The sequence below is a fragment of the Massilia sp. 2TAF26 genome (assembly GCF_052115005.1).
Classification (GTDB): Bacteria; Pseudomonadota; Gammaproteobacteria; order Burkholderiales; family Burkholderiaceae_D; genus Telluria.
This window is the reverse complement of sequence record NZ_JBFRFV010000014.1, coordinates 1-17,279: the sequence shown is the minus strand read 5'-3', so window position 1 is coordinate 17,279 and position 17,279 is coordinate 1. Positions and strand designations below refer to the sequence as shown.

Sequence of the window (17,279 nt, the reverse complement as noted above, 5' to 3'; positions counted from 1 at the left end):
CTTACTTGACGAAATCGTACTTCCCGCCCCGTTCGAGCGCGCGCCGGTAGGCCGGACGCGCGTGGATGCGTTCGAGGAAGCCGCTCAGCTTCGGATACTTGCCGTCCAGCCCACCGCGCGCGGCGGCCGCCTCCAGCGGGAAGCTGACCTGGATGTCGGCGGCCGAGAACGCGTCGCCGGCAAACCAGTCGCGCTCCGCCAGCTCGCCCTCGAGGAAGGCCAGGTGCTGGCGGATCTGCGGCAGCACGAAGCTGTCCTTGACCCGGTTGGCGATGGCGCGCGCGATCGGGCGCACGAAGAAGGGCGCCGGCGAATTCTCGACGCGGTCGAACACCAGCTTGAGCAGCAGCGGCGGCATCGCCGATCCTTCCGCATAGTGCAGGAAATAGGTGTAGCGCAGGCGCTCGGGCGTATCGGGCTTCGGTTCCAGGCGGCCGTTGCCGTAACGCCCCACCAGGTATTCGATGATGGCGCCGGACTCGGCCACGATGGTGTCGCCATCCTGGATCACCGGCGATTTTCCCAGCGGGTGCACGGCGCGCAGCTCCGGCGGCGCCAGCATCGTCTTCGGGTCGCGCTGGTATTTTTTGATCTCGTACTCCAGGCCGAGTTCCTCCAGCAGCCACAGGATGCGCTGGGAGCGGGAGTTGTTCAGGTGGTGGACGATGATCATCGGCTGGCGGTGGTCGGGAAAATGGCGCTAGCTTAACATTTTGCCTCGCAATTGCGTACCGCTCCCCGCTTGGGTAATATGCTTGAATGCAACTTTTAACAATCTAGGAGACCCCCCGATGCCGCGCCCCAGCCTGCCGACCCTGTCCATTCTTCCCCTGCTGTTCGCGGCGCTCGGCGGCACGGCCATGGCCCAGACGCCGGCGATGGCGCCCGACATCCCGTCCGACAAATTCTCGATCACGCTCCCGAATGCCGACTACGTGAAGCGGGAGGTGATGATCCCGATGCGCGATGGCGTCAAGCTGCACACCGTGATCGTGATCCCGAAGGGAGTCAGCCACGCCCCGATCATGCTGACCCGCACGCCGTATAACGCCTCCGGCCGCACCGCCCGCATGAAGAGCCCGCACATCACCTCGCTGCTGGGCGACGGCGACGATGCCTTCATCGAGAACGGCTATATCCGCGTGTTCCAGGACGTGCGCGGCAAGTACGGCTCGGAAGGCGACTACGTGATGACGCGTCCGGTGCGCGGCCCGCTGAACAATACCCAGGTCGACCACAGCACCGATGCCTGGGACACCATCGACTGGCTGGTCAAGAACGTCAAGGAATCGAACGGCAAGGTCGGCATGGTCGGCTCGTCCTACGAGGGCTTCACGGTGCTGATGGCGCTGGTCGAACCGCACCCGGCGCTGAAGGCGGCAGTGCCGATGAGCCCCATGGTCGACGGCTGGCGCGGCGACGACTGGTTCCACAACGGCGCCTTCCGCAATACCAACCTGGCCTATATCGCCGGCCAGAACGCGGCGCGCGGCAAGGGCGAGGAGATCGTCACCGGCATCCACGACGACTACGACGCCTTCCTGCGCGCCGGTTCGACCGCGGACTACGCCCACATCTACGGCGTCGACCAGCTGAACTTCACGAAGAAGATCTTCGAGCATCCGGCCTACGACAGCTACTGGCAGGAGCAGGCGCTGGACCGCATCCTGGCGAAGAAACCCTTGACGGTGCCGACCATGACCGTGGTCGGCCGCTGGGACCAGGAAGACATCTACGGCGCCTACGCGACCTATGCCGCGGTGGAGCCGAAGGACAAGGACAACAAGCTGAATTCGCTGGTGGTCGGTCCGTGGCGCCACAGCGGCGTGAATTACGATGGTTCCTCGCTGGGCGCCCTGAAGTTCACCGGCGACACCGCCCGCCAGTTCCGCCGCGAAGTCATGCTGCCCTTCTTTGACCAGTACCTGAAGGATGGCGCCCCGGCCTTCGACACCCCGCCCGTATGGAGTTACCAGACCGGCGTGAACCGCTGGCGCCGCCTGGAGCAGTGGCCGCTGGTCCCGAGTTCGACCGCGCTGTACCTGAAGCCGGGCTTCGGTCTCGGCTTCGGCAAGGATGAGATGCGAAGCGATGCCAAGGGCGCGGCCTTCGACGAATACGTGTCCGATCCGGCGAAACCGGTGCCCTTCGTGCCGCGTCCGGTGCGCATGGGCGAAGGCACGGTCTGGAAGCCCTGGCTGGTGACCGACCAGCGTTCGTATTCCGACCGCCCGGACGTGCTGACCTATGTGAGCGAACCGCTGAGCAAGCCCCTGGAACTGGCCGGCGAGCCGATGGTGAACCTGTTCGCCTCGACGTCCGGCACCGACAGTGACTGGGTGGTCAAGCTGATCGACGTGTATCCGGACGAGGTCGCGGCCCAGCCGGAGATGGGCGGCTACCAGCTGCCGATCGCGATGGACATCCTGCGCGGCCGCTACCGCCAGGGCTTCGACAAACCGGCGGCCATCCCGGCCAACAAGGCCGAGCGCTACCGCTTCGCACTGCCGAACGTCGACCACGTCTTCCTGCCGGGCCACCGCATCATGGTGCAGATCCAGTCCAGCTGGTTCCCGCTGTACGACCGCAACCCGCAGACCTTCGTGCCCAACATTTTCCATGCCAGGGCGGGCGACTTCCGCAAGGCGACCCAGCGGGTCTACCACGCGCCGGGCATGGAAAGCGCGATCGAACTGCCGGTCGTTTCGGCTGGGAAATAAACACTGCCGAGCCGGCCAGCCGTTGTGGCCGGCCGGCGACATTGTGTCAACCGGACAGGGCTTCCTTAACAAACACGTGTAGGCTGAACCCAGCATTTCATTTACCGCGGGGTCGTCCCGCACCATGCGAGGTCCACCATGAAGCACCTGTTGTCCGCCACCGCACTGCTGCTTGGCAGTGCGCTCGCCCATGCCCAGTCGGCCCACTGGACCTTCACCTACACCGGCTTCTACGACCATGAAGCCGCGGTCTTCCTGCCCGGCATGCAGATCTCCGGTTCCTTCACCGGCACCGACCTGAACGCCGACGGCGTGCTCGAACTCGGCGAGCTGAATTCGCTGACCATCGGCTCGATGGACTACATCGCCTGCGGCACCAGGAGCAATGCCTACTACCACTGCGGGGCCGACAGCTTCGTGTTCTCGCCCGACAAGGGACTGTCCTTCAGCCTGGGCGAATACGGCAGCGACCCCGAGGGCTGGCGCGGCGGCGGCCACCTGATCGAGTCCGGCAAGATGAGCTACGAATACCAGTTCGATCCTTACACCACCACCGAGCACCACCTGTACTGGACCGAGGGCACGGTCCTGAGCATGATGTCGGCCTCGCCGGTGACGCCGGTGCCGGAGGCGCCTGCGTGGGCGATGCTGGCGGCGGGGGTTGGGGCCGTGGGTTTGTGGCGCCGGCGGCCTGCGAAGTTTGCGTTCTTAGTCCGTCAGTAATGGTAGCGGCAGGAGATGATGACAAGCTCTTCATCCTGCACTTCGTAGACCAGGCGGTTTGTCTCGTCTATCCGGCGCGACCAGCAGCCGCTCAGGCTGTGTTTCAGGGCCTCGGGCTTGCCGATCCCTTCGAACGGGCTTCTCTGCGCGTCCTTGATCAGATCATTGATACGTTTGAGTGTCTTCCGATCTTGCGTTTGCCAATAGATGTAGCTGTTCCAGGCTTCATCCGTGAACTTCAGGTTTCGCATGATGCGCCTCTTCGGCTTCCAGAGTATCGATCAGTTCCCGGGACTGAGCCTGGCCGGAACGGGCTTGGGCGAGGGACTTGGCAAGATGCGCGGCGTTTGCCGGAGAGCTCAGCAGGTGCACTGTTTCCATGAGGCTGCTGTAGTAATCGAAGGACATGACAACGGCATCGGGAGCATCACGGCGCGAGATTACCGTTACGTCTGCATCTTCGACCACTTGATCGATCACAGTACGAAGGCTGTTACGCGCGTCGGAAAAGTTGACGATTCTCATTTGCCATCTCCAGAAGAATATTGACTTGTACAATATATAGTACAACTCTAAGTATAGCGCAAATAGCCTGGATCGCAAGCGAGCCCGATCACGGTTCGTCAACGTACCGAGTCATCCTCGCCGCTCGCCTACCATCGCAGGCATGGGCAACATCTACATCGGCATCTCGGGCTGGCGTTACGACCCCTGGCGCGGGGTGTTCTATCCGCCGGGTCTGGTCCAGGCGCGCGAGCTGGATTACGCATCGCGCTTCCTTCCCACCATCGAGATCAACGGTTCCTTCTATGCGCTGCAGCGGCCCGCGAGCTACGCGGCCTGGTATGCGGCCACGCCGCCCGGCTTCGTGTTCGCGGTGAAGGGCAACCGCTTCCTCACCCACATGCTCAAGCTGCGCGGGATCGAGACGCCGCTTGCCAACGTGCTGGCCTCGGGCGCCGCCACGATGCCAAGATGACGGGACGTTCGCTGCTGGAGATCGACGCCGTGCGCCCGCTGCGCCACGCGGTCGAGGTGCGCCACGAGAGCTTCCACGACGAGGCCTTCATCGCCCTGCTGCGCAGGTACAAGGTGGCGCTGGTGGTGGCGGACACCGCGGGCAAGTGGCCGGACTGGGAAGACGTCACCGCGGACTTCGTCTACATCCGCCTGCACGGCGAGCATGAGCTGTATGCGAGCGGGTACGAGGACGATTCGCTGGCGCGCTGGGCGGCGCGGATACGCTCGTGGAGCGAAGGGAAGCAGCCGGAGGATGCGCGGCTGGTGTCTTCGATACCGCCGCCGAAGGCCGGGAGCCGGGATGTGTACTGCTACTTCGACAACGACATCAAGGTGCGGGCGCCGTTCGATGCGAAGCGCTTGATGGCATTGCTGGACGTGGAATGGCGGCCTGCGGCCTAGAAATGGTGGATCTAGCGCTTCACATGCACCTGGATGATCTTGCGCCCCTGCGCATCCTGCTCCGGCATCGGCTCCGTTTCGCAGGTCCCGCAGGTATCGCAGCCGCTGCCGCAGCCCGCGTCCTTGTCGAGCCAGCGCGCCAGCAGGCCGCGGCCAGAGCCGTCCGAGAACTTGTAGACGATCTTGCGGCGCCAGGACAGCGGCAGGTATTTGCCCGCCGCGTACAGCGCCGCGAGCAGCACGATCATGCCGACGACCAGATACTGGACCATTTCAGCTCCCCAGCGCCCAGCGCGCGACGTGGTAGGTGATGAAGGAAGCCGTGTAGGCCAGCGCGAACATGTAGCCGGCCATCAGGAAGGCGTAGCGGATGCTGCCGGTCTCGCGGCGCACGACGGACAGGGTCGACAGGCACTGCGGCGCGAACACGTACCAGGCCAGCAGCGACAGCGCGGTCGCCAGGCTCCAGGAATGGGCGATCAGCGGCGCCAGCGAGGTGGCGACGTCGTCGCCGCCGCTGGACAGCGCGTACACGGTGCCGAGCGCGCCGACCGCGACTTCGCGCGCGGCCATGCCGGGCACCAGCGCGATGCAGATCTGCCAGCCGAAGCCGATCGGCTCGAAGACCACCGCCAGGGCGCGTCCCAGCATGCCGGCCACGCTGTAGTAGATCGGCGGATGGGTCGCCCCTTCCGGCGCGCCCGGGAAGCTCGACAGGAACCAGACCAGCACCATCAGGGTCAGGATCACGGTGCCGACGCGGGTCACGAAGATCTTCGCGCGTTCCCACAGGCCCAGGGCCAGGTTCTGCAGGTGGGGCCAGTGGTAGGCCGGCAGTTCCAGCATCAGCGGGTGATGACCCTTGGCGCGCGCGGCGCGCTTGAAGAACCAGGCCACGCCCATCGCGCTGACGATGCCGGCCGCGTACAGCAGGAACAGCACCAGGCCCTGCAGGTTGATGCCGGCGCCGAGCTGGCGGTTCGGGATGAAGGCCGCGATCACCAGCGCATACACCGGCAGGCGCGCCGAGCAGGTCATCAGCGGCGCGATCATGATCGTCACCAGGCGGTCGCGCGGGTTCTGGATCGTGCGCGCCGCCATCACGCCGGGGATCGCGCAGGCGAAGGAAGACAGCAGCGGAATGAAGGCGCGTCCGGACAGGCCGACGCCGCCCATCAGGCGGTCGAGCAGGAAGGCCGCGCGCGGCAGGTAGCCGCAGTCCTCGAGGATCAGGATGAAGAAGAACAGGATCAGGATCTGCGGCAGGAACACCAGCACGCTGCCGACGCCGCCGAAGATACCCTCGACGATCAGGCTGCGCAGCGGGCCTTCGGCCATGCTGGAACCGATCCAGCGGCCGAGTCCCTCGACGCCGTTCTTGATCAGGTCCATCGGCACGGCGGCCCAGCTGAACACGGCCTGGAACACCAGGAACATCAGCGCGGCCAGGATCACCGGGCCCAGCACCGGATGCAGCACGACCCGGTCGATCTGCTCGGAGAGGTTGCCGGTGTCCTTGTCGAAGCTGACGCAGGCCCCGATGATGCGGCGCACCTCGCGCTGGGTCTCCTCGACCGGCACGGCGTCGATCGCGGAAAGCGCGCGCGGCTTGACCGGCGCGTCGAAGGACAGCGCTTCGAGCGCTTTCAGCAGGCCTTTCTCGCCGCCGGACTGCACGGCCACGGTCTCGACCACCGGCATGCCCAGCTCTTGCGACAGTTTTCCGGTGTCGATCTCGATGCCGCGCTTGTTGGCGACGTCGACCATGTTCAGGGCCAGCACCATCGGCAGGCCCAGGCGCTGGATCTCGAGCACCAGGCGCAGGTTCAGGCGCAGGTTGGTGGCGTTGACGACGCACACCACGGCGTCCGGCGACTGTTCGCCGGCGCGCAGGCCGGCCACCACGTCGCGCGTGATGGCTTCGTCGGGGGTGTGGGCGGACAGGCTGTAGGCGCCCGGCAGGTCGAGCACGCGCATGGCGCGACCGCCCGGCAGGGTGAAACTGCCTTCCTTGCGTTCGATGGTGACGCCGGCGTAGTTCGCGACCTTCTGCCGCGCGCCGGTGAGGCGGTTGAACAGCGCGGTCTTGCCGCAGTTCGGATTACCCAGCAGGGCGATGAGCGGCGCCCTGGCCGCTGCCTGGACCTGCTGTTCTACTGCTCCCATGTATATATGGCCTTATTCCGGCTGGATCGAGATCAGCGCCGCTTCGAAACGGCGCAGGGCGAAAGTGGACTGGCCGACCTTCACCGCCACTGGGCCGCCGGGCAGGCCGCCCTTCAGCATGCGGATTCGTTCGCCGGGGACGAAGCCGAGCTCCAGCAGGCGGCGCGAGACGTCGGCGCCATCGCCACCATGGCTGGGGGCGAGATGGATCACGGTGGCGCTCTGGCCCGCCTTCAAGGCGTCGAGCGTGGTCAGGGTCGGTGCAAGAGTCATGATGTCGCTTCCAATCGAATTCGGCTGCAGCGCTGATGAGACATGTGAGCATCATAAACCTAAATGCGAATTATTTCTATTTGCGATTTGTCTACTTGTGTTCACTCTGCCTCGATTACGCGACAAAACGCTTGCATTCAGGCTTCGACTTCGGGAGAATACAAAACATAATGAGAATGATTCGCATTATAGACCAAACAACACCGGAATAAAGACCATGATCGTCTGCGTCTGCAACAACATCTCCGACCGTGAAATCCGCCAGGCCGTCGAAATGGGCCTGACCTCGATGTCCGACCTGTACAAAGAGCTCGGCGTCGGCACCTGCTGCGGCAAATGCGTCAGCTATGCCCGCGAGGTGATGAACGAACACCTGGAATCGACCACCACGGTCACCGAGCTGCGCCGCACCACGGTGGCCGGCCTGGCCGCCTGATTTTTCCGAATCGTCCCGGCCGTCGCCGCGCCTGCGGCGCCAGCGACGCCGGTCCAGTTTTACAAGCGCCATGACCTCATAGCAAAGCGTGGGATTGCCGCACACATATCGATGCGCGAAGCGGCCGATGCGCGGCGCGTCCTGATAACATGGTGCTTCCGAAGCAGCCATCTCGCCTGTCTTATGCCCGTCATCCCGTTTCGCAATCCGAGGACGCCGCCGCCCCCGTTTACGGTTCAACCGCCTCCCACACCTTCGCGCCGCGCCGTCGCCGTCAAGTGGCTGCGCAAGATGCATGGCTGGATCGGCCTGTGGGGCGCCGTGCTCGGCCTGCTGTTCGGCAGCACCGGCATCCTCCTGAACCACCGCGCGGTGCTGAAGATTCCCGCCGCGCAAACCCAGGAAAGCACGGTGCAGGTGCCCCTGCCCGACCCGGCCCCGGCCGACCCGCAGGCGCTGGCCGCCTGGCTGAAATCCTCGCTCAAGCTCGCCCCCGATCCGGCGCGCGTGAAACTCGATCCGGCCCGCACCGTGGCCTGGGGCGACCGCACCATGGTCCAGCCGGCGCGCTGGAGCGCCAGTTTTACGTCCCCCTCCGGGACGGTAGCGGCCGAGTACTGGGTCGGCAACAACTACGTGACCCTGAAACGCACCGAGAACAATGTCTTCGCCACCCTCACCAACCTGCACAAGGGCGTGGGCATGAGCGTGGGCTGGATCCTGCTGGTGGACACGCTGGCCGGCTCGATCATCCTGCTGTCGCTGTCCGGAATGGTGTTGTGGGCGCTCACCAACCGCAGGCGCACGGTGGGCATCGCGATCGCCTCGGTCTCGCTGCTGCTGGCCGGCGGTGTGGCGCTGGCATCGATATAAGGATGGCGGGCCCCGCGGTTTTGCTATGATGCCGATATCACGTCAACAATAAAGGGCACTCCATGAAGGGCGATCCGAACATCATCCGCGCACTCAATGCGCAGCTGACCAACGAACTGACTGCGGTCAACCAGTACTTCCTGCATGCGCGCATGTACAAGCACTGGGGCTTCACACGCCTCGGCAAGAAGGAATACGACGAGTCGATCGGCGAGATGAAGCATGCGGACCGGCTGATCGACCGCATCCTGATGCTGGACGGCCTGCCCAACCTGCAGGCCCTGCACAAGCTGCTGATCGGCGAGTCGACCCAGGAAATGCTGGAATGCGACCTCAAGCTCGAGCGCGCCGCCCAGCAGACCATCAAGGACGGCATCGCCGCCTGCGAGACCGTGCGCGACTACGTCTCGCGCGACCTGCTGCTGGACATCCTCGAAGATACCGAGGAGCACATCGAGTGGCTGGAAACCCAACTCGACCTGATCGTCAAGGTGGGTATCCAGAACTACCTGCAGTCGCAGATGGGCGACGTCAGCGAGGAGTAAACGCCGACGCCGAAGCGGCAGCCGGGTCGCGCCAGCGCGTGACCCATTTGTCGTAGAAGTTCAGGTCACGCGGCACCGCGCCGGCGACCGCGCAGATCGCGCCGGCGAATTCGTTGGCGCGCGCCAGGGTCAGTTCGAGCGGCCAGCCGCGCATGCGGCCCAGCAGGAAGATCGCCGAGAAGGCGTCGCCCGCCCCCACCGTGTCGATCACGAAGGGCGGCGCCGGGTTGTCGCGGTTGGCGATCAGGCCGCCGTCCGCCAGGAACACCACCGAGCCGCGGTGGCCCAGGGTCACGATCAGGGTTTCCAGGCCGAAGCGGTCCATCAGCGCGCGGCAGGCCGCGTGCACTTCCTCGGTGGCCAGCGGCGCATCGCTCGGGCCGATCTGGAAATACCACTGGAACAGCGCCTGCAATTCCTCTTCATTGACCTTGACGATGTCGGCCGCCTCGAGCGAACGCGTGACGGTGCTTTCCTCGTACTGGCCGGGACGCAGGTTGAGGTCGAGGTAGCGCTTGGCCGGCGTCGCGTCGAGCACGGCGGCCAGGGCGGCGCGCGAACGCTGTTCGCGCTGGGCCAGGGTGCCGAAGTAGACGATGCCGGCATCGGCGTTCGCCAGGCTGGCGGCGGCGGCGGCGGCGTCGATGAAGTCGTAGGCCTGGCGCGGCAGGATGCGGAAGCGGTGGCCCTGGCCGCTCCTTTCGACCACCACGCGGCCGGTTTCCTCCATCGGGTCGTGCTGCAGGCCGGCGTCGCTCATCGCGAAACGCTCGAACTCGCCGCGCACGGCCTGGCCGTTGCGGTCGCGGCCGATGCGGGTGATCATCAGGCTTGGGGCCATGAAGGCGGCCAGGTGGCGCGCGACGTTGAAGGGCGCGCCGCCCACCACCTGCTCGGTCGGGAATTCGTCGACCAGGGCTTCGCCGAACACGACCGTGGTCGGCGCGGATGCGCTTATTGCGGCGCTCACGAGGCGATAACCGGCACGGTGTCCTTGAAGGACTGGCGTTCCGACAGCTTGTCGAACAGGCGCGCCAGGTTCGGGTGCTCGCCGCGCCAGTCGATGGCGGGGAAGCGGAGTAGCAGCCAGCCCAGCACGCAGCCGACCGCGACGTCGGCCAGGGTGTAGTGGATCCCCATGCAGAACGGCTGCTCGCCGAGGTTGTCGGACATGACCTGCAGGCCCTTGCCGACCTTGCCCATCTGGCGCTCGATCCAGGCCTGGCTCTGCAGCTCGGCGGGGCGCTGGGTGCGCTCCAGGTAGGCCAGCACGGCCGCATCGCCGACGCCGTCGGCCAGCGCTTCCCAGACCTTGACGTTGGCGCGGTCGCGGCTGTTGGCGGGCAGCAGTTTGCACACCGGCGTCAGCGTGTCCAAATACTCGGCGATCACGCGCGAGTCGTACATCGCGCTGCCGTCTTCCATCACCAGGCAGGGCACCTTGCCGAGCGGGTTGGTGGCGCTGATCTTCGTATCGGCCGACCAGACGTTTTCGAGCTCGAACACATAGTCGAGCTTCTTCTCTGCCAACACGACGCGCACCTTGCGCACATAAGGACTCGTGACGGAACCGATGAGTTTCATAAATGCTCAGATTAGGGGACTGACTGACAGTATAGCATCGGGCAATGACCGGATAATGGCGTGGGAAAGGCGTGCAACGCTGTCCACATTCGGCTTGACAAACCCGGTTCGCGCAGGCTCCCGATGGTAAAATCGCGCTTTTGCACTCATCCCCGCCCGCCATGACCTCTACCGCCTCCTCCTCCACCCTGTCGGCCCTGTCCCCGCTGGACGGCCGCTACGCCGCCAAGACCGACAAGCTGCGTCCGATCCTGTCGGAAGCCGGCTTCATGCACCACCGCGTGAAGGTGGAGATCGCCTGGCTGCAGGCACTGTCGCAGGCCGGCTTTGCCGAACTCAAGCCATTCTCGCCCGAGGCGAACGCCCTGCTCGACAAGCTGGCCGCCGACTTCTCGGAGCTTGATGCCGCCCGTATCAAGGAAATCGAAGCCGTCACCAACCACGACGTCAAGGCCGTCGAGTACTGGCTGAAGGAAAAGGTCAAGGACGTGCCGGAACTGGTCGCGGCCAGCGAGTTCATCCACTTCGCCTGCACCTCGGAAGACATCAACAACACCTCGCACGGCATGATGCTGAAAGCGGCGCGCGACGGCGTGATGCTGCCGGCCCTGCAATCCATCATCGCCAGGCTGACCGAGATCGCCCACGTCAACGCCGACCTGCCGATGCTGTCGCGCACCCACGGCCAGACCGCCAGCCCGACCACCCTCGGCAAGGAATTCGCCAACGTGGTCGCGCGCCTGCAGCGCGCCGTCAAGCGCATCGAAGGCGTCGAGATCCTCGGCAAGATGAATGGCGCGGTCGGCAACTACAACGCGCACCTGGCAGCCTACCCGGGCTTCGACTGGCCGGCGTTCAGCAAGAACGTGATCGAACAGCGGCTGGGCCTGACCTTCAACCCCTACACCATCCAGATCGAGCCGCACGACTACATGGCCGAGCTGTTCGACGCGATCTCGCGCACCAATACGATTTTGCTCGACCTGAACCGCGACATCTGGACCTATGTCTCGCTGGGTTACTTCAAGCAGAAGCTGAAGGCCGGCGAAATCGGTTCGTCGACCATGCCGCACAAGGTCAACCCGATCGACTTCGAGAACTCGGAAGGCAACCTGGGCCTGGCCAATTCGGTGCTGCGCCACATGGCCGACAAGCTGCCGGTCTCGCGCATGCAGCGCGACCTGACCGACTCGACCGTCCTGCGCAATATCGGCGTCGGCTTCGGCTACGCCCTGCTGGCCTACGACAGCTGCCTGCGCGGCCTGAACAAGCTGGAAGTGAACCCGCTGCGCCTGGAGCAGGACCTGGACGCCAACTGGGAAGTGCTGGCCGAGCCGGTGCAGACCGTGATGCGCCGCTACGGCATCGAGAACCCCTACGAGCAGCTGAAGGAACTCACCCGCGGCAAGGGCATCACCCGCGAAGCGCTGCAGGAGTTCATCGGCAAGCTGGCCATGCCGCAGGAAGCCAAGGCCCTGCTGCTGGCGATGACCCCGGCCAACTACACCGGCCTCGCGGCCCAGCTGGCCAAGGCGATCTGAGTGTTTCCGGCCCCGTCAGCGGGGCCGGATAAGGTGTTTTTGACAGATCTCGAGGACGGCATCGACGCATTGCCCGATGCTGTCCCTGGCGGTATGCAGCTCCAGCTCCGGCGCCGCCGGCGCCTCGTAGGGCGATGAGATGCCGCTGAATTCCTTAACTTCCCCCGCCCGTGCGCGCCGGTACAAGCCCTTGACGTCGCGCCGTTCGCAGTCGGCCACGCTGGCGTTGCAATAGATCTCGAAAAAGTGTCCCTCCGGCAGCAGCCGGCGCGCCCGCTCGCGGTCCTGCGCAAACGGCGAGATCAGCGCCGTCAGCACGATCGCGCCCGATTGCGCGAACAGGGACGCCACCTCGCCCACCCGGCGGATGTTCTCGTGCCGGTCCGCGTTCGAAAAGCCGAGGTCGCTGCACAGGCCCTGGCGCAGCCTGTCGCCGTCCAGCACGAAGGCGCGGCAACCGAGCGCGTGCAGACGCCGCTCGACGCTGCTGGCCAGGGTCGACTTGCCCGAGCCGGACAGGCCGGTGAACCACAGCACCGCCGGCGCGTGGCCGTGCAGGCGTTCGCGTTCGCGCGGATCGATCAGCGCTGCCACACCAGCTTCACGCCGACGCTGCGTCCCACTTCGCTGCGGAACTGGGACACGCCGTATTCGCCGTGGCTGCCGTTCAGATTGTTGCCGATGACGGACAGCTCCATGCCCGGCGCGAAACGCCACCCGAAGCGCAGGTCGAGCGCATTGTAGGCCGGCACTTCAGGCCGTCCGGTGGCGCCGACGTGGCGCACCGCCAGTTCGAGCTCGCGCGCGCTGTCGAAGGCATAACTGGAGCGCAGCTGGGCCGTGTAGGCCGGATCGGTGCCGGTGGTCGCCACGCTGCCGGCGTCGACGCTGCCGGGCTTCAGCGTGAAGCGCTCGTGCAGCGCCGTCAGGCCGCCCGACAGGCGCCAGGCATCGCTCATCTGGTAGCTGCCCCAGGCTTCGAGGCCATGCGCCCGGCCTTCCATCAGGTTGCCGAATTCGATCGTGCCGGCGGGCGTGATGTCCTGGGTGCGCAGGTGGTCGTACAGGTTGCGGAAGGCCGTGACCGAATACGACATCCGCTGTCCGACCTGGCCGCGGTAGCCGAGTTCGAACACGCGCGCCACTTCGGAGCGCACCCGCGGACCGCCGGCCAGCAGATAGGGCGGCGCACCGGGGACGTAGGCGTCGACGTCCAGGCGCGACGGTGCGCGCACGGTGCGCGAATAGCTGGCCCACAGCGAGTGCGCCGGCGAGACCCGCCAGGACAGGCGCAGGGTCGGCAGGAATTCGGCGCCGGTATAGGGGTTGCGCTCATAGCGCGCGCCGGCCGTCAGGCGCAGGTCGTCGCGCAGCGCCATCTCATCCTGGGCGAACAGGCTGGCCCAGGGCTGGCGGTCGCTGGCCGGCAGGAAGGCGACGAAGCGGCTGTTGTCGACCTTGTCCCAGCTGTAGCGGTACTCGCCGCCCCACACGATGCTGTGCATGCCCCACTTGGGGAGCGAGTGCTGGAGCTGGAGGTCGGCGATGTCGACCGAATCCGTGAAGGTGGGCGGCACCTGGCGGTAGCGGTGATCGACATAGGCCTGGGCGCTGAGGCTGCCGCCGCCTTCGAGCGCATGCTCCCAGCGTCCGGTCAGGTTGGCGCCGCGCGTGATGATGTCGTCGACCCCGACGCTGGCGCCCGGCGCGGCGATGGCGCCCGGCGCCGGCTGGCCCTGGCGGCCGCGCCAGGCGTTGCCGTTGAGGCTGATGCGGTCCTGGCCGCGCTCCCAGTCGGAGCGGAAGCCGACCTGGCCCTGGTCCCAGGCGTCGTCGATCGGCGCACCGCTGGCGAGTTCGCTGTGACCCAGGCCGAACACCTTGCCGTACACCCGCCAACTGTGTTCCGGACCGCCCGCACCGTGGCGGAAGGCGGCTTGGGCGCCGTCGCTGTCGCCGCGCAGCACCAGCAGGTCGCCGCGGGTATCGGCCGCATGGCGGGTGGTGATGTTGATGACGCCATTCACGGCATTCACGCCCCACAGCGTGCCGCCGGGGCCGCTGATCACCTCGATGCGTTCGATGTCTTCCAGCATGACGTCGGGCTCGTCCCAGAACACGCCCGAGAACAGCGGCGAATACACGGAACGGCCGTCGATCATCACCAGCAGCTTGTTGGCGGGGCTGTTGCTGGAACCGTTCATGCCGCGCGCGGAAATGTAGTAACCGGAATTGTTGGAGCGCGCCACTTCCAGGTTGGGCGCCAGGCGCAGCGCTTCGGCCAGGCTGCGGCTGCCGGAACGGCGGATGTCGTCGGCGGTGATCACGAACACCGAGGCCGGCGCATCCTGCAGGCGCTCCGGCCGCTTGGACACCGACGTCACCTCGATGTTCGCCAGTTCCTCGATCGACAGGTCGGCGAATTCGGCCTGGCGCTCGCCGCCCGTACGCTCGCTCGACTGTTCGCCCGCATGCGCGCAGGTGGCCAGGGCCACGCCCAGCAAAAGGAGGGGCAGGCGGAGCGCAAACGGCGCCCGGCCGGGAGCGGACGACATCATAAGGTGTTCGAGGAAATATTCATGGCCGACAATTATCATTGATAAATCGGCCAAGTCAACATTTTACCTTCGTCACACCCTCATCCGATGGGAGCTTTTTCCGATTGTTCCGCCAGCTGAACAATGTTATCCGTTTTGCTGGCTTCCTGACTCCCCATGGAATTGTTAAAGTACGGAATCAATACACCAGCTATTTTGTTAAGATCTTGTTCCGACAAGAATATTTTCCGGAGTCAAACATGTACGAGCGGCAGCGGCAGGAGCAGAAGTCTTACACCACGACCGCGATCGCGCTTCACTGGCTGATCGCCGTGCTGATCGTGGGCGCCTTCACGCTCGGCCTGGTGATGACGGACATCCCGGGCTTTTCGCCGACCAAGCTGCGCTACTACTCCTGGCACAAATGGGCCGGCGTGACCGTGCTGCTGCTGGCCGCCCTGCGCCTGCTGTGGCGCCTGAAGAACCGTCCGCCGGCGCTCGCGGCATCGATGCCGGCCTGGCAGCAAAGCGCGGCCCATGGCCTGCACCACCTGCTCTACCTGTTCATGTTCGCCGTGCCCGTCTCGGGCTACCTGTATACCCTGGCGGCCGGCGTCCCGGTCAAGTACTTCGGCCTGTTCCAGCTGCCGGTGTTCTACGCCAAGAATCCGGCCCTGGCCGACATCCTCAAGCCAATGCACTACTGGCTGAACATGGCCATGGCGGCCCTGGTCGCCCTGCACCTGCTGGCCGCCCTGAAGCACCAGATCCTCGACCGCGACGGCACCATGCGCCGCATGCTGCCCGGTCGTTCCATTTGAAGGAGAAAGCATGAAAACCACCTCTTCCCTGGCCGGCATCCTCCTCGGCGTCGCCCTGGCCGCGAACGCCGCGCCGCTCAAGACCGACGTCGCCCACAGCAGCGTATCGGCCGTTTTCAAGCAGATGGATGTGCCGGTCGAATCCAGTTTCAAACGATTCGACGCCCGGATCGACTACGACGCCGCGCACCCGGACAAGGCCAGCGCACGGGTCGACATCGACACCGCCAGCTTCGACATGGGCCAGGCCGACTACAACAAGGAAATCGCGAAGAAGGAGTGGTTCAACTCGGCCCAGTTCCCGAAGGCGACCTTCGTCTCGTCGTCGATCAAGCCGGCAGGCAGCAACAAGCTGACCGTCACCGGCAAGCTGACCATCAAGGGCAAGACCGCCGAGGTCAGCTTCCCGCTCAACGTGAAGCCCGAAGGCGGCAGGCAGGTATTCGAAGGCCAGCTGCCGATCAAGCGCCGCGCCTTCAACGTCGGCGAAGGCGAGTGGCAGGACACCAGCATCGTCGCCGACGACATCGTCATCAAGTTCCGCGTCGCCGCGGGTTAATTAGCAGCAGTTAATAGGCAGCATCCACACTAACGAAGGAAACCCGTCACATGAAACTGAAGCACCTGAGCATCGCCCTCCTGGCCGCAGCATTCGCAAGCAGCGCCTTCGCCGCCGACAGCTACAAGATCGACCCGAGCCACACCTACCCGAGCTTCGAAGCCGACCACTTCGGCGGCCTGTCGGTCTGGCGCGGCAAGTTCAACAAGACCGACGGCGGCATCGTGCTGGACCGCGCGGCCAAGACCGGCACCGTCGACATCGTCATCGACGCCAACAGCATCGACTTCGGCAACGACAAGCTGAACGAGCACGCCAAGAAGGCGGAGATGTTCGACGTCGCCAAGTTCCCGACCGCGACCTACAAGGGCAAGCTGGTATTCAACGGCGACACCCCGGCAACGGTCGACGGCGAACTGACCCTGCACGGCGTGACCAAGCCGGTCACCCTCACCGTCAACAAGTTCAAGTGCATCATCAACCCGATGCTGAAGAAGGAAGTGTGCGGCGCCGACGCCTCGGCCACCTTCAAGCGCAGCGACTTCGGTGTGAGCTACGGCGAGTCCTTCGGCTTCAATATGGACGTCAAGCTGGCGATCCAGGTCGAAGCGGTCAAGCAGTAATTTTTGACCGGACGTAAAAAAACCTCGGCGCCGCAAGGCGCCGAGGTTTTTTATCGTTCAAGGAAAATTAACGGCCGTCGCGATCCAGGTCACCCGGCATGGCGCGCTCGACGCGATCCCAGGCTGCACGGCTGGCCGACTTGGCCTGCTCCCACGACAGGCGCGAATGGCCTTTCACGCGATCCCATTCATCGGCCATGTGCGGCTCGGCCAGGTCGTAGGACGGGTAGCGGCGGGCGTTGTTGTAGCCCAGCGCATAGGCCGGCGAGTAGTCGTCGTAGCTGTAGCCCGGCGAGTAGTACGGCTGGGTCTGGTAGTTGGTGCGCCAGTAGTTGTCTTCCTCGGTCGGGTTGACCAGGTGGCCGGCGCCCTTGCCGGCCATGCCGCCGGCGATGCCGCCGATGGCCGCGCCGGCCGCCATGCCGACCGGACCGCCGACCGCGCCCAGCGCCGCAC

The 17,279-nt window shown here is 65.3% G+C and carries 19 protein-coding genes and 2 pseudogenes; 10 read left to right on the top strand and 11 right to left on the bottom strand.

The window, feature by feature from the left end:
- Position 1: 1 nt before the first annotated feature.
- On the bottom strand, positions 2-673 hold the full coding sequence (locus tag AB4Z32_RS15635; RefSeq protein ID WP_442122775.1) for a glutathione S-transferase: 672 nt from the start codon (positions 671-673) through the stop codon (positions 2-4).
- A gap of 118 nt (positions 674-791) precedes the next feature.
- Between AB4Z32_RS15635 and AB4Z32_RS15630 the strand changes: the two genes are divergently transcribed.
- Positions 792-2,720 carry a CocE/NonD family hydrolase gene (locus tag AB4Z32_RS15630; RefSeq protein WP_442122774.1) on the top strand — a complete coding sequence of 643 codons (1,929 nt, stop codon included), beginning with the start codon at positions 792-794 and terminating at the stop codon, positions 2,718-2,720.
- A 138-nt stretch (positions 2,721-2,858) separates the two neighbouring features.
- Positions 2,859-3,443, top strand: coding sequence for a hypothetical protein (locus tag AB4Z32_RS15625; protein WP_442122773.1), 585 nt, complete (start codon positions 2,859-2,861; stop codon positions 3,441-3,443).
- Here AB4Z32_RS15625 and AB4Z32_RS15620 read toward each other — a convergent pair.
- Positions 3,437-3,694 (bottom strand): Txe/YoeB family addiction module toxin, encoded by a 258-nt coding sequence (locus AB4Z32_RS15620; protein ID WP_442122772.1) that lies wholly within the window; start codon positions 3,692-3,694, stop codon positions 3,437-3,439. The two genes, AB4Z32_RS15625 and AB4Z32_RS15620, sit on opposite strands and share 7 nt — an antisense overlap.
- Entirely contained in the window at positions 3,669-3,968 is a 300-nt protein-coding gene (locus tag AB4Z32_RS15615) for a type II toxin-antitoxin system Phd/YefM family antitoxin (protein ID WP_442122771.1), read from the bottom strand. Before AB4Z32_RS15615 ends, AB4Z32_RS15620 begins: the two co-directional genes overlap by 26 nt.
- 142 nt (positions 3,969-4,110) lie before the next feature.
- Between AB4Z32_RS15615 and AB4Z32_RS15610 the strand changes: the two are divergent.
- Positions 4,111-4,865, top strand: a pseudogene (locus tag AB4Z32_RS15610) (DUF72 domain-containing protein).
- Positions 4,866-4,876: 11 nt separating this feature from the next.
- Here the strand turns inward: AB4Z32_RS15610 and AB4Z32_RS15605 are convergent.
- From AB4Z32_RS15605 to AB4Z32_RS15595, 3 genes are read right to left on the bottom strand one after another with little or no spacing between them, the layout of a single operon-like run.
- Entirely contained in the window at positions 4,877-5,137 is a 261-nt protein-coding gene (locus AB4Z32_RS15605; RefSeq protein ID WP_442122770.1) for a DUF6587 family protein, read from the bottom strand.
- A gap of 1 nt (position 5,138) precedes the next feature.
- The gene (feoB, locus tag AB4Z32_RS15600; RefSeq protein ID WP_442122769.1) at positions 5,139-7,031 is read right to left on the bottom strand and encodes a ferrous iron transporter B; all 1,893 of its coding nucleotides are present in this window, start codon (positions 7,029-7,031) and stop codon (positions 5,139-5,141) included.
- A 12-nt stretch (positions 7,032-7,043) separates the two neighbouring features.
- Positions 7,044-7,304: a FeoA family protein gene (locus AB4Z32_RS15595; protein WP_442122768.1), complete on the bottom strand. Its 261-nt coding sequence runs from the start codon at positions 7,302-7,304 to the stop codon at positions 7,044-7,046.
- Between the two features lie 217 nt (positions 7,305-7,521).
- Here AB4Z32_RS15595 and AB4Z32_RS15590 point away from each other — a divergent pair, with 217 nt between their 5' ends.
- From AB4Z32_RS15590 to bfr, 3 genes are all read left to right on the top strand, one after another.
- On the top strand, positions 7,522-7,740 hold the full coding sequence (locus AB4Z32_RS15590; protein WP_442122767.1) for a (2Fe-2S)-binding protein: 219 nt from the start codon (positions 7,522-7,524) through the stop codon (positions 7,738-7,740).
- A gap of 291 nt (positions 7,741-8,031) precedes the next feature.
- Positions 8,032-8,613 (top strand): PepSY-associated TM helix domain-containing protein, encoded by a 582-nt coding sequence (locus AB4Z32_RS15585; RefSeq protein ID WP_442122766.1) that lies wholly within the window; start codon positions 8,032-8,034, stop codon positions 8,611-8,613.
- Positions 8,614-8,675: 62 nt separating this feature from the next.
- The gene (gene bfr, locus AB4Z32_RS15580) at positions 8,676-9,158 is read left to right on the top strand and encodes a bacterioferritin (protein ID WP_442122765.1); all 483 of its coding nucleotides are present in this window, start codon (positions 8,676-8,678) and stop codon (positions 9,156-9,158) included.
- Here bfr and AB4Z32_RS15575 read toward each other — a convergent pair.
- Complete coding sequence (locus tag AB4Z32_RS15575; RefSeq protein WP_442122764.1) at positions 9,145-10,128, bottom strand: PfkB family carbohydrate kinase; 984 nt, start codon at positions 10,126-10,128, stop codon at positions 9,145-9,147. The two genes, bfr and AB4Z32_RS15575, sit on opposite strands and share 14 nt — an antisense overlap.
- Entirely contained in the window at positions 10,125-10,742 is a 618-nt protein-coding gene (locus AB4Z32_RS15570) for a glutathione S-transferase N-terminal domain-containing protein (RefSeq protein WP_442122763.1), read from the bottom strand. Before AB4Z32_RS15570 ends, AB4Z32_RS15575 begins: the two co-directional genes overlap by 4 nt.
- Positions 10,743-10,903: 161 nt before the next feature.
- Between AB4Z32_RS15570 and purB the strand changes: the two genes are divergently transcribed.
- On the top strand, positions 10,904-12,283 hold the full coding sequence (gene purB / locus AB4Z32_RS15565) for an adenylosuccinate lyase (protein ID WP_442122762.1): 1,380 nt from the start codon (positions 10,904-10,906) through the stop codon (positions 12,281-12,283).
- A gap of 15 nt (positions 12,284-12,298) precedes the next feature.
- Here the strand turns inward: purB and cysC are convergent, their stop codons facing one another.
- Both cysC and AB4Z32_RS15555 read right to left on the bottom strand, forming a co-directional pair.
- Positions 12,299-12,877: an adenylyl-sulfate kinase gene (gene cysC, locus AB4Z32_RS15560; RefSeq protein ID WP_442122761.1), complete on the bottom strand. Its 579-nt coding sequence runs from the start codon at positions 12,875-12,877 to the stop codon at positions 12,299-12,301.
- The gene (locus AB4Z32_RS15555; protein WP_442122760.1) at positions 12,865-14,841 is read right to left on the bottom strand and encodes a TonB-dependent receptor plug domain-containing protein; all 1,977 of its coding nucleotides are present in this window, start codon (positions 14,839-14,841) and stop codon (positions 12,865-12,867) included. Before AB4Z32_RS15555 ends, cysC begins: the two co-directional genes overlap by 13 nt.
- Positions 14,842-15,080: 239 nt before the next feature.
- Between AB4Z32_RS15555 and AB4Z32_RS15550 the strand changes: the two genes are divergently transcribed.
- The 3 genes from AB4Z32_RS15550 to AB4Z32_RS15540 are packed head-to-tail and all read left to right on the top strand — an operon-like array spanning position 15,081 to position 16,823.
- Entirely contained in the window at positions 15,081-15,641 is a 561-nt protein-coding gene (locus AB4Z32_RS15550) for a cytochrome b (RefSeq protein ID WP_442122759.1), read from the top strand.
- A 10-nt stretch (positions 15,642-15,651) separates the two neighbouring features.
- Positions 15,652-16,200, top strand: coding sequence for a YceI family protein (locus AB4Z32_RS15545; RefSeq protein WP_442122758.1), 549 nt, complete (start codon positions 15,652-15,654; stop codon positions 16,198-16,200).
- 50 nt (positions 16,201-16,250) lie between these two features.
- A complete protein-coding gene (locus tag AB4Z32_RS15540; RefSeq protein ID WP_442122757.1) occupies positions 16,251-16,823 on the top strand; it encodes a YceI family protein in 573 nt (190 codons plus the stop codon).
- 67 nt (positions 16,824-16,890) lie between these two features.
- Here the strand turns inward: AB4Z32_RS15540 and AB4Z32_RS15535 are convergent.
- A pseudogene (locus tag AB4Z32_RS15535) lies at positions 16,891-17,279 on the bottom strand (hypothetical protein); the annotation flags it as partial.

What these genes read in the sequence shown, in the direction of transcription:
- AB4Z32_RS15620 (WP_442122772.1), bottom strand. Translation starts at nt 3,694, where the DNA reads ATGCGAAACCTGAAGTTCACGGATGAAGCCTGGAACAGCTACATCTAT.
- purB (WP_442122762.1), top strand. Translation starts at nt 10,904, where the DNA reads ATGACCTCTACCGCCTCCTCCTCCACCCTGTCGGCCCTGTCCCCGCTG.
- AB4Z32_RS15605 (WP_442122770.1), bottom strand. Translation starts at nt 5,137, where the DNA reads ATGGTCCAGTATCTGGTCGTCGGCATGATCGTGCTGCTCGCGGCGCTG.
- bfr (WP_442122765.1), top strand. Translation starts at nt 8,676, where the DNA reads ATGAAGGGCGATCCGAACATCATCCGCGCACTCAATGCGCAGCTGACC.
- AB4Z32_RS15545 (WP_442122758.1), top strand. Translation starts at nt 15,652, where the DNA reads ATGAAAACCACCTCTTCCCTGGCCGGCATCCTCCTCGGCGTCGCCCTG.
- AB4Z32_RS15595 (WP_442122768.1), bottom strand. Translation starts at nt 7,304, where the DNA reads ATGACTCTTGCACCGACCCTGACCACGCTCGACGCCTTGAAGGCGGGC.
- AB4Z32_RS15555 (WP_442122760.1), bottom strand. Translation starts at nt 14,841, where the DNA reads ATGATGTCGTCCGCTCCCGGCCGGGCGCCGTTTGCGCTCCGCCTGCCC.
- AB4Z32_RS15550 (WP_442122759.1), top strand. Translation starts at nt 15,081, where the DNA reads ATGTACGAGCGGCAGCGGCAGGAGCAGAAGTCTTACACCACGACCGCG.
- AB4Z32_RS15625 (WP_442122773.1), top strand. Translation starts at nt 2,859, where the DNA reads ATGAAGCACCTGTTGTCCGCCACCGCACTGCTGCTTGGCAGTGCGCTC.
- AB4Z32_RS15635 (WP_442122775.1), bottom strand. Translation starts at nt 673, where the DNA reads ATGATCATCGTCCACCACCTGAACAACTCCCGCTCCCAGCGCATCCTG.
- AB4Z32_RS15585 (WP_442122766.1), top strand. Translation starts at nt 8,032, where the DNA reads ATGCATGGCTGGATCGGCCTGTGGGGCGCCGTGCTCGGCCTGCTGTTC.
- AB4Z32_RS15570 (WP_442122763.1), bottom strand. Translation starts at nt 10,742, where the DNA reads ATGAAACTCATCGGTTCCGTCACGAGTCCTTATGTGCGCAAGGTGCGC.
- AB4Z32_RS15540 (WP_442122757.1), top strand. Translation starts at nt 16,251, where the DNA reads ATGAAACTGAAGCACCTGAGCATCGCCCTCCTGGCCGCAGCATTCGCA.
- feoB (WP_442122769.1), bottom strand. Translation starts at nt 7,031, where the DNA reads ATGGGAGCAGTAGAACAGCAGGTCCAGGCAGCGGCCAGGGCGCCGCTC.
- AB4Z32_RS15590 (WP_442122767.1), top strand. Translation starts at nt 7,522, where the DNA reads ATGATCGTCTGCGTCTGCAACAACATCTCCGACCGTGAAATCCGCCAG.
- AB4Z32_RS15630 (WP_442122774.1), top strand. Translation starts at nt 792, where the DNA reads ATGCCGCGCCCCAGCCTGCCGACCCTGTCCATTCTTCCCCTGCTGTTC.
- AB4Z32_RS15615 (WP_442122771.1), bottom strand. Translation starts at nt 3,968, where the DNA reads ATGAGAATCGTCAACTTTTCCGACGCGCGTAACAGCCTTCGTACTGTG.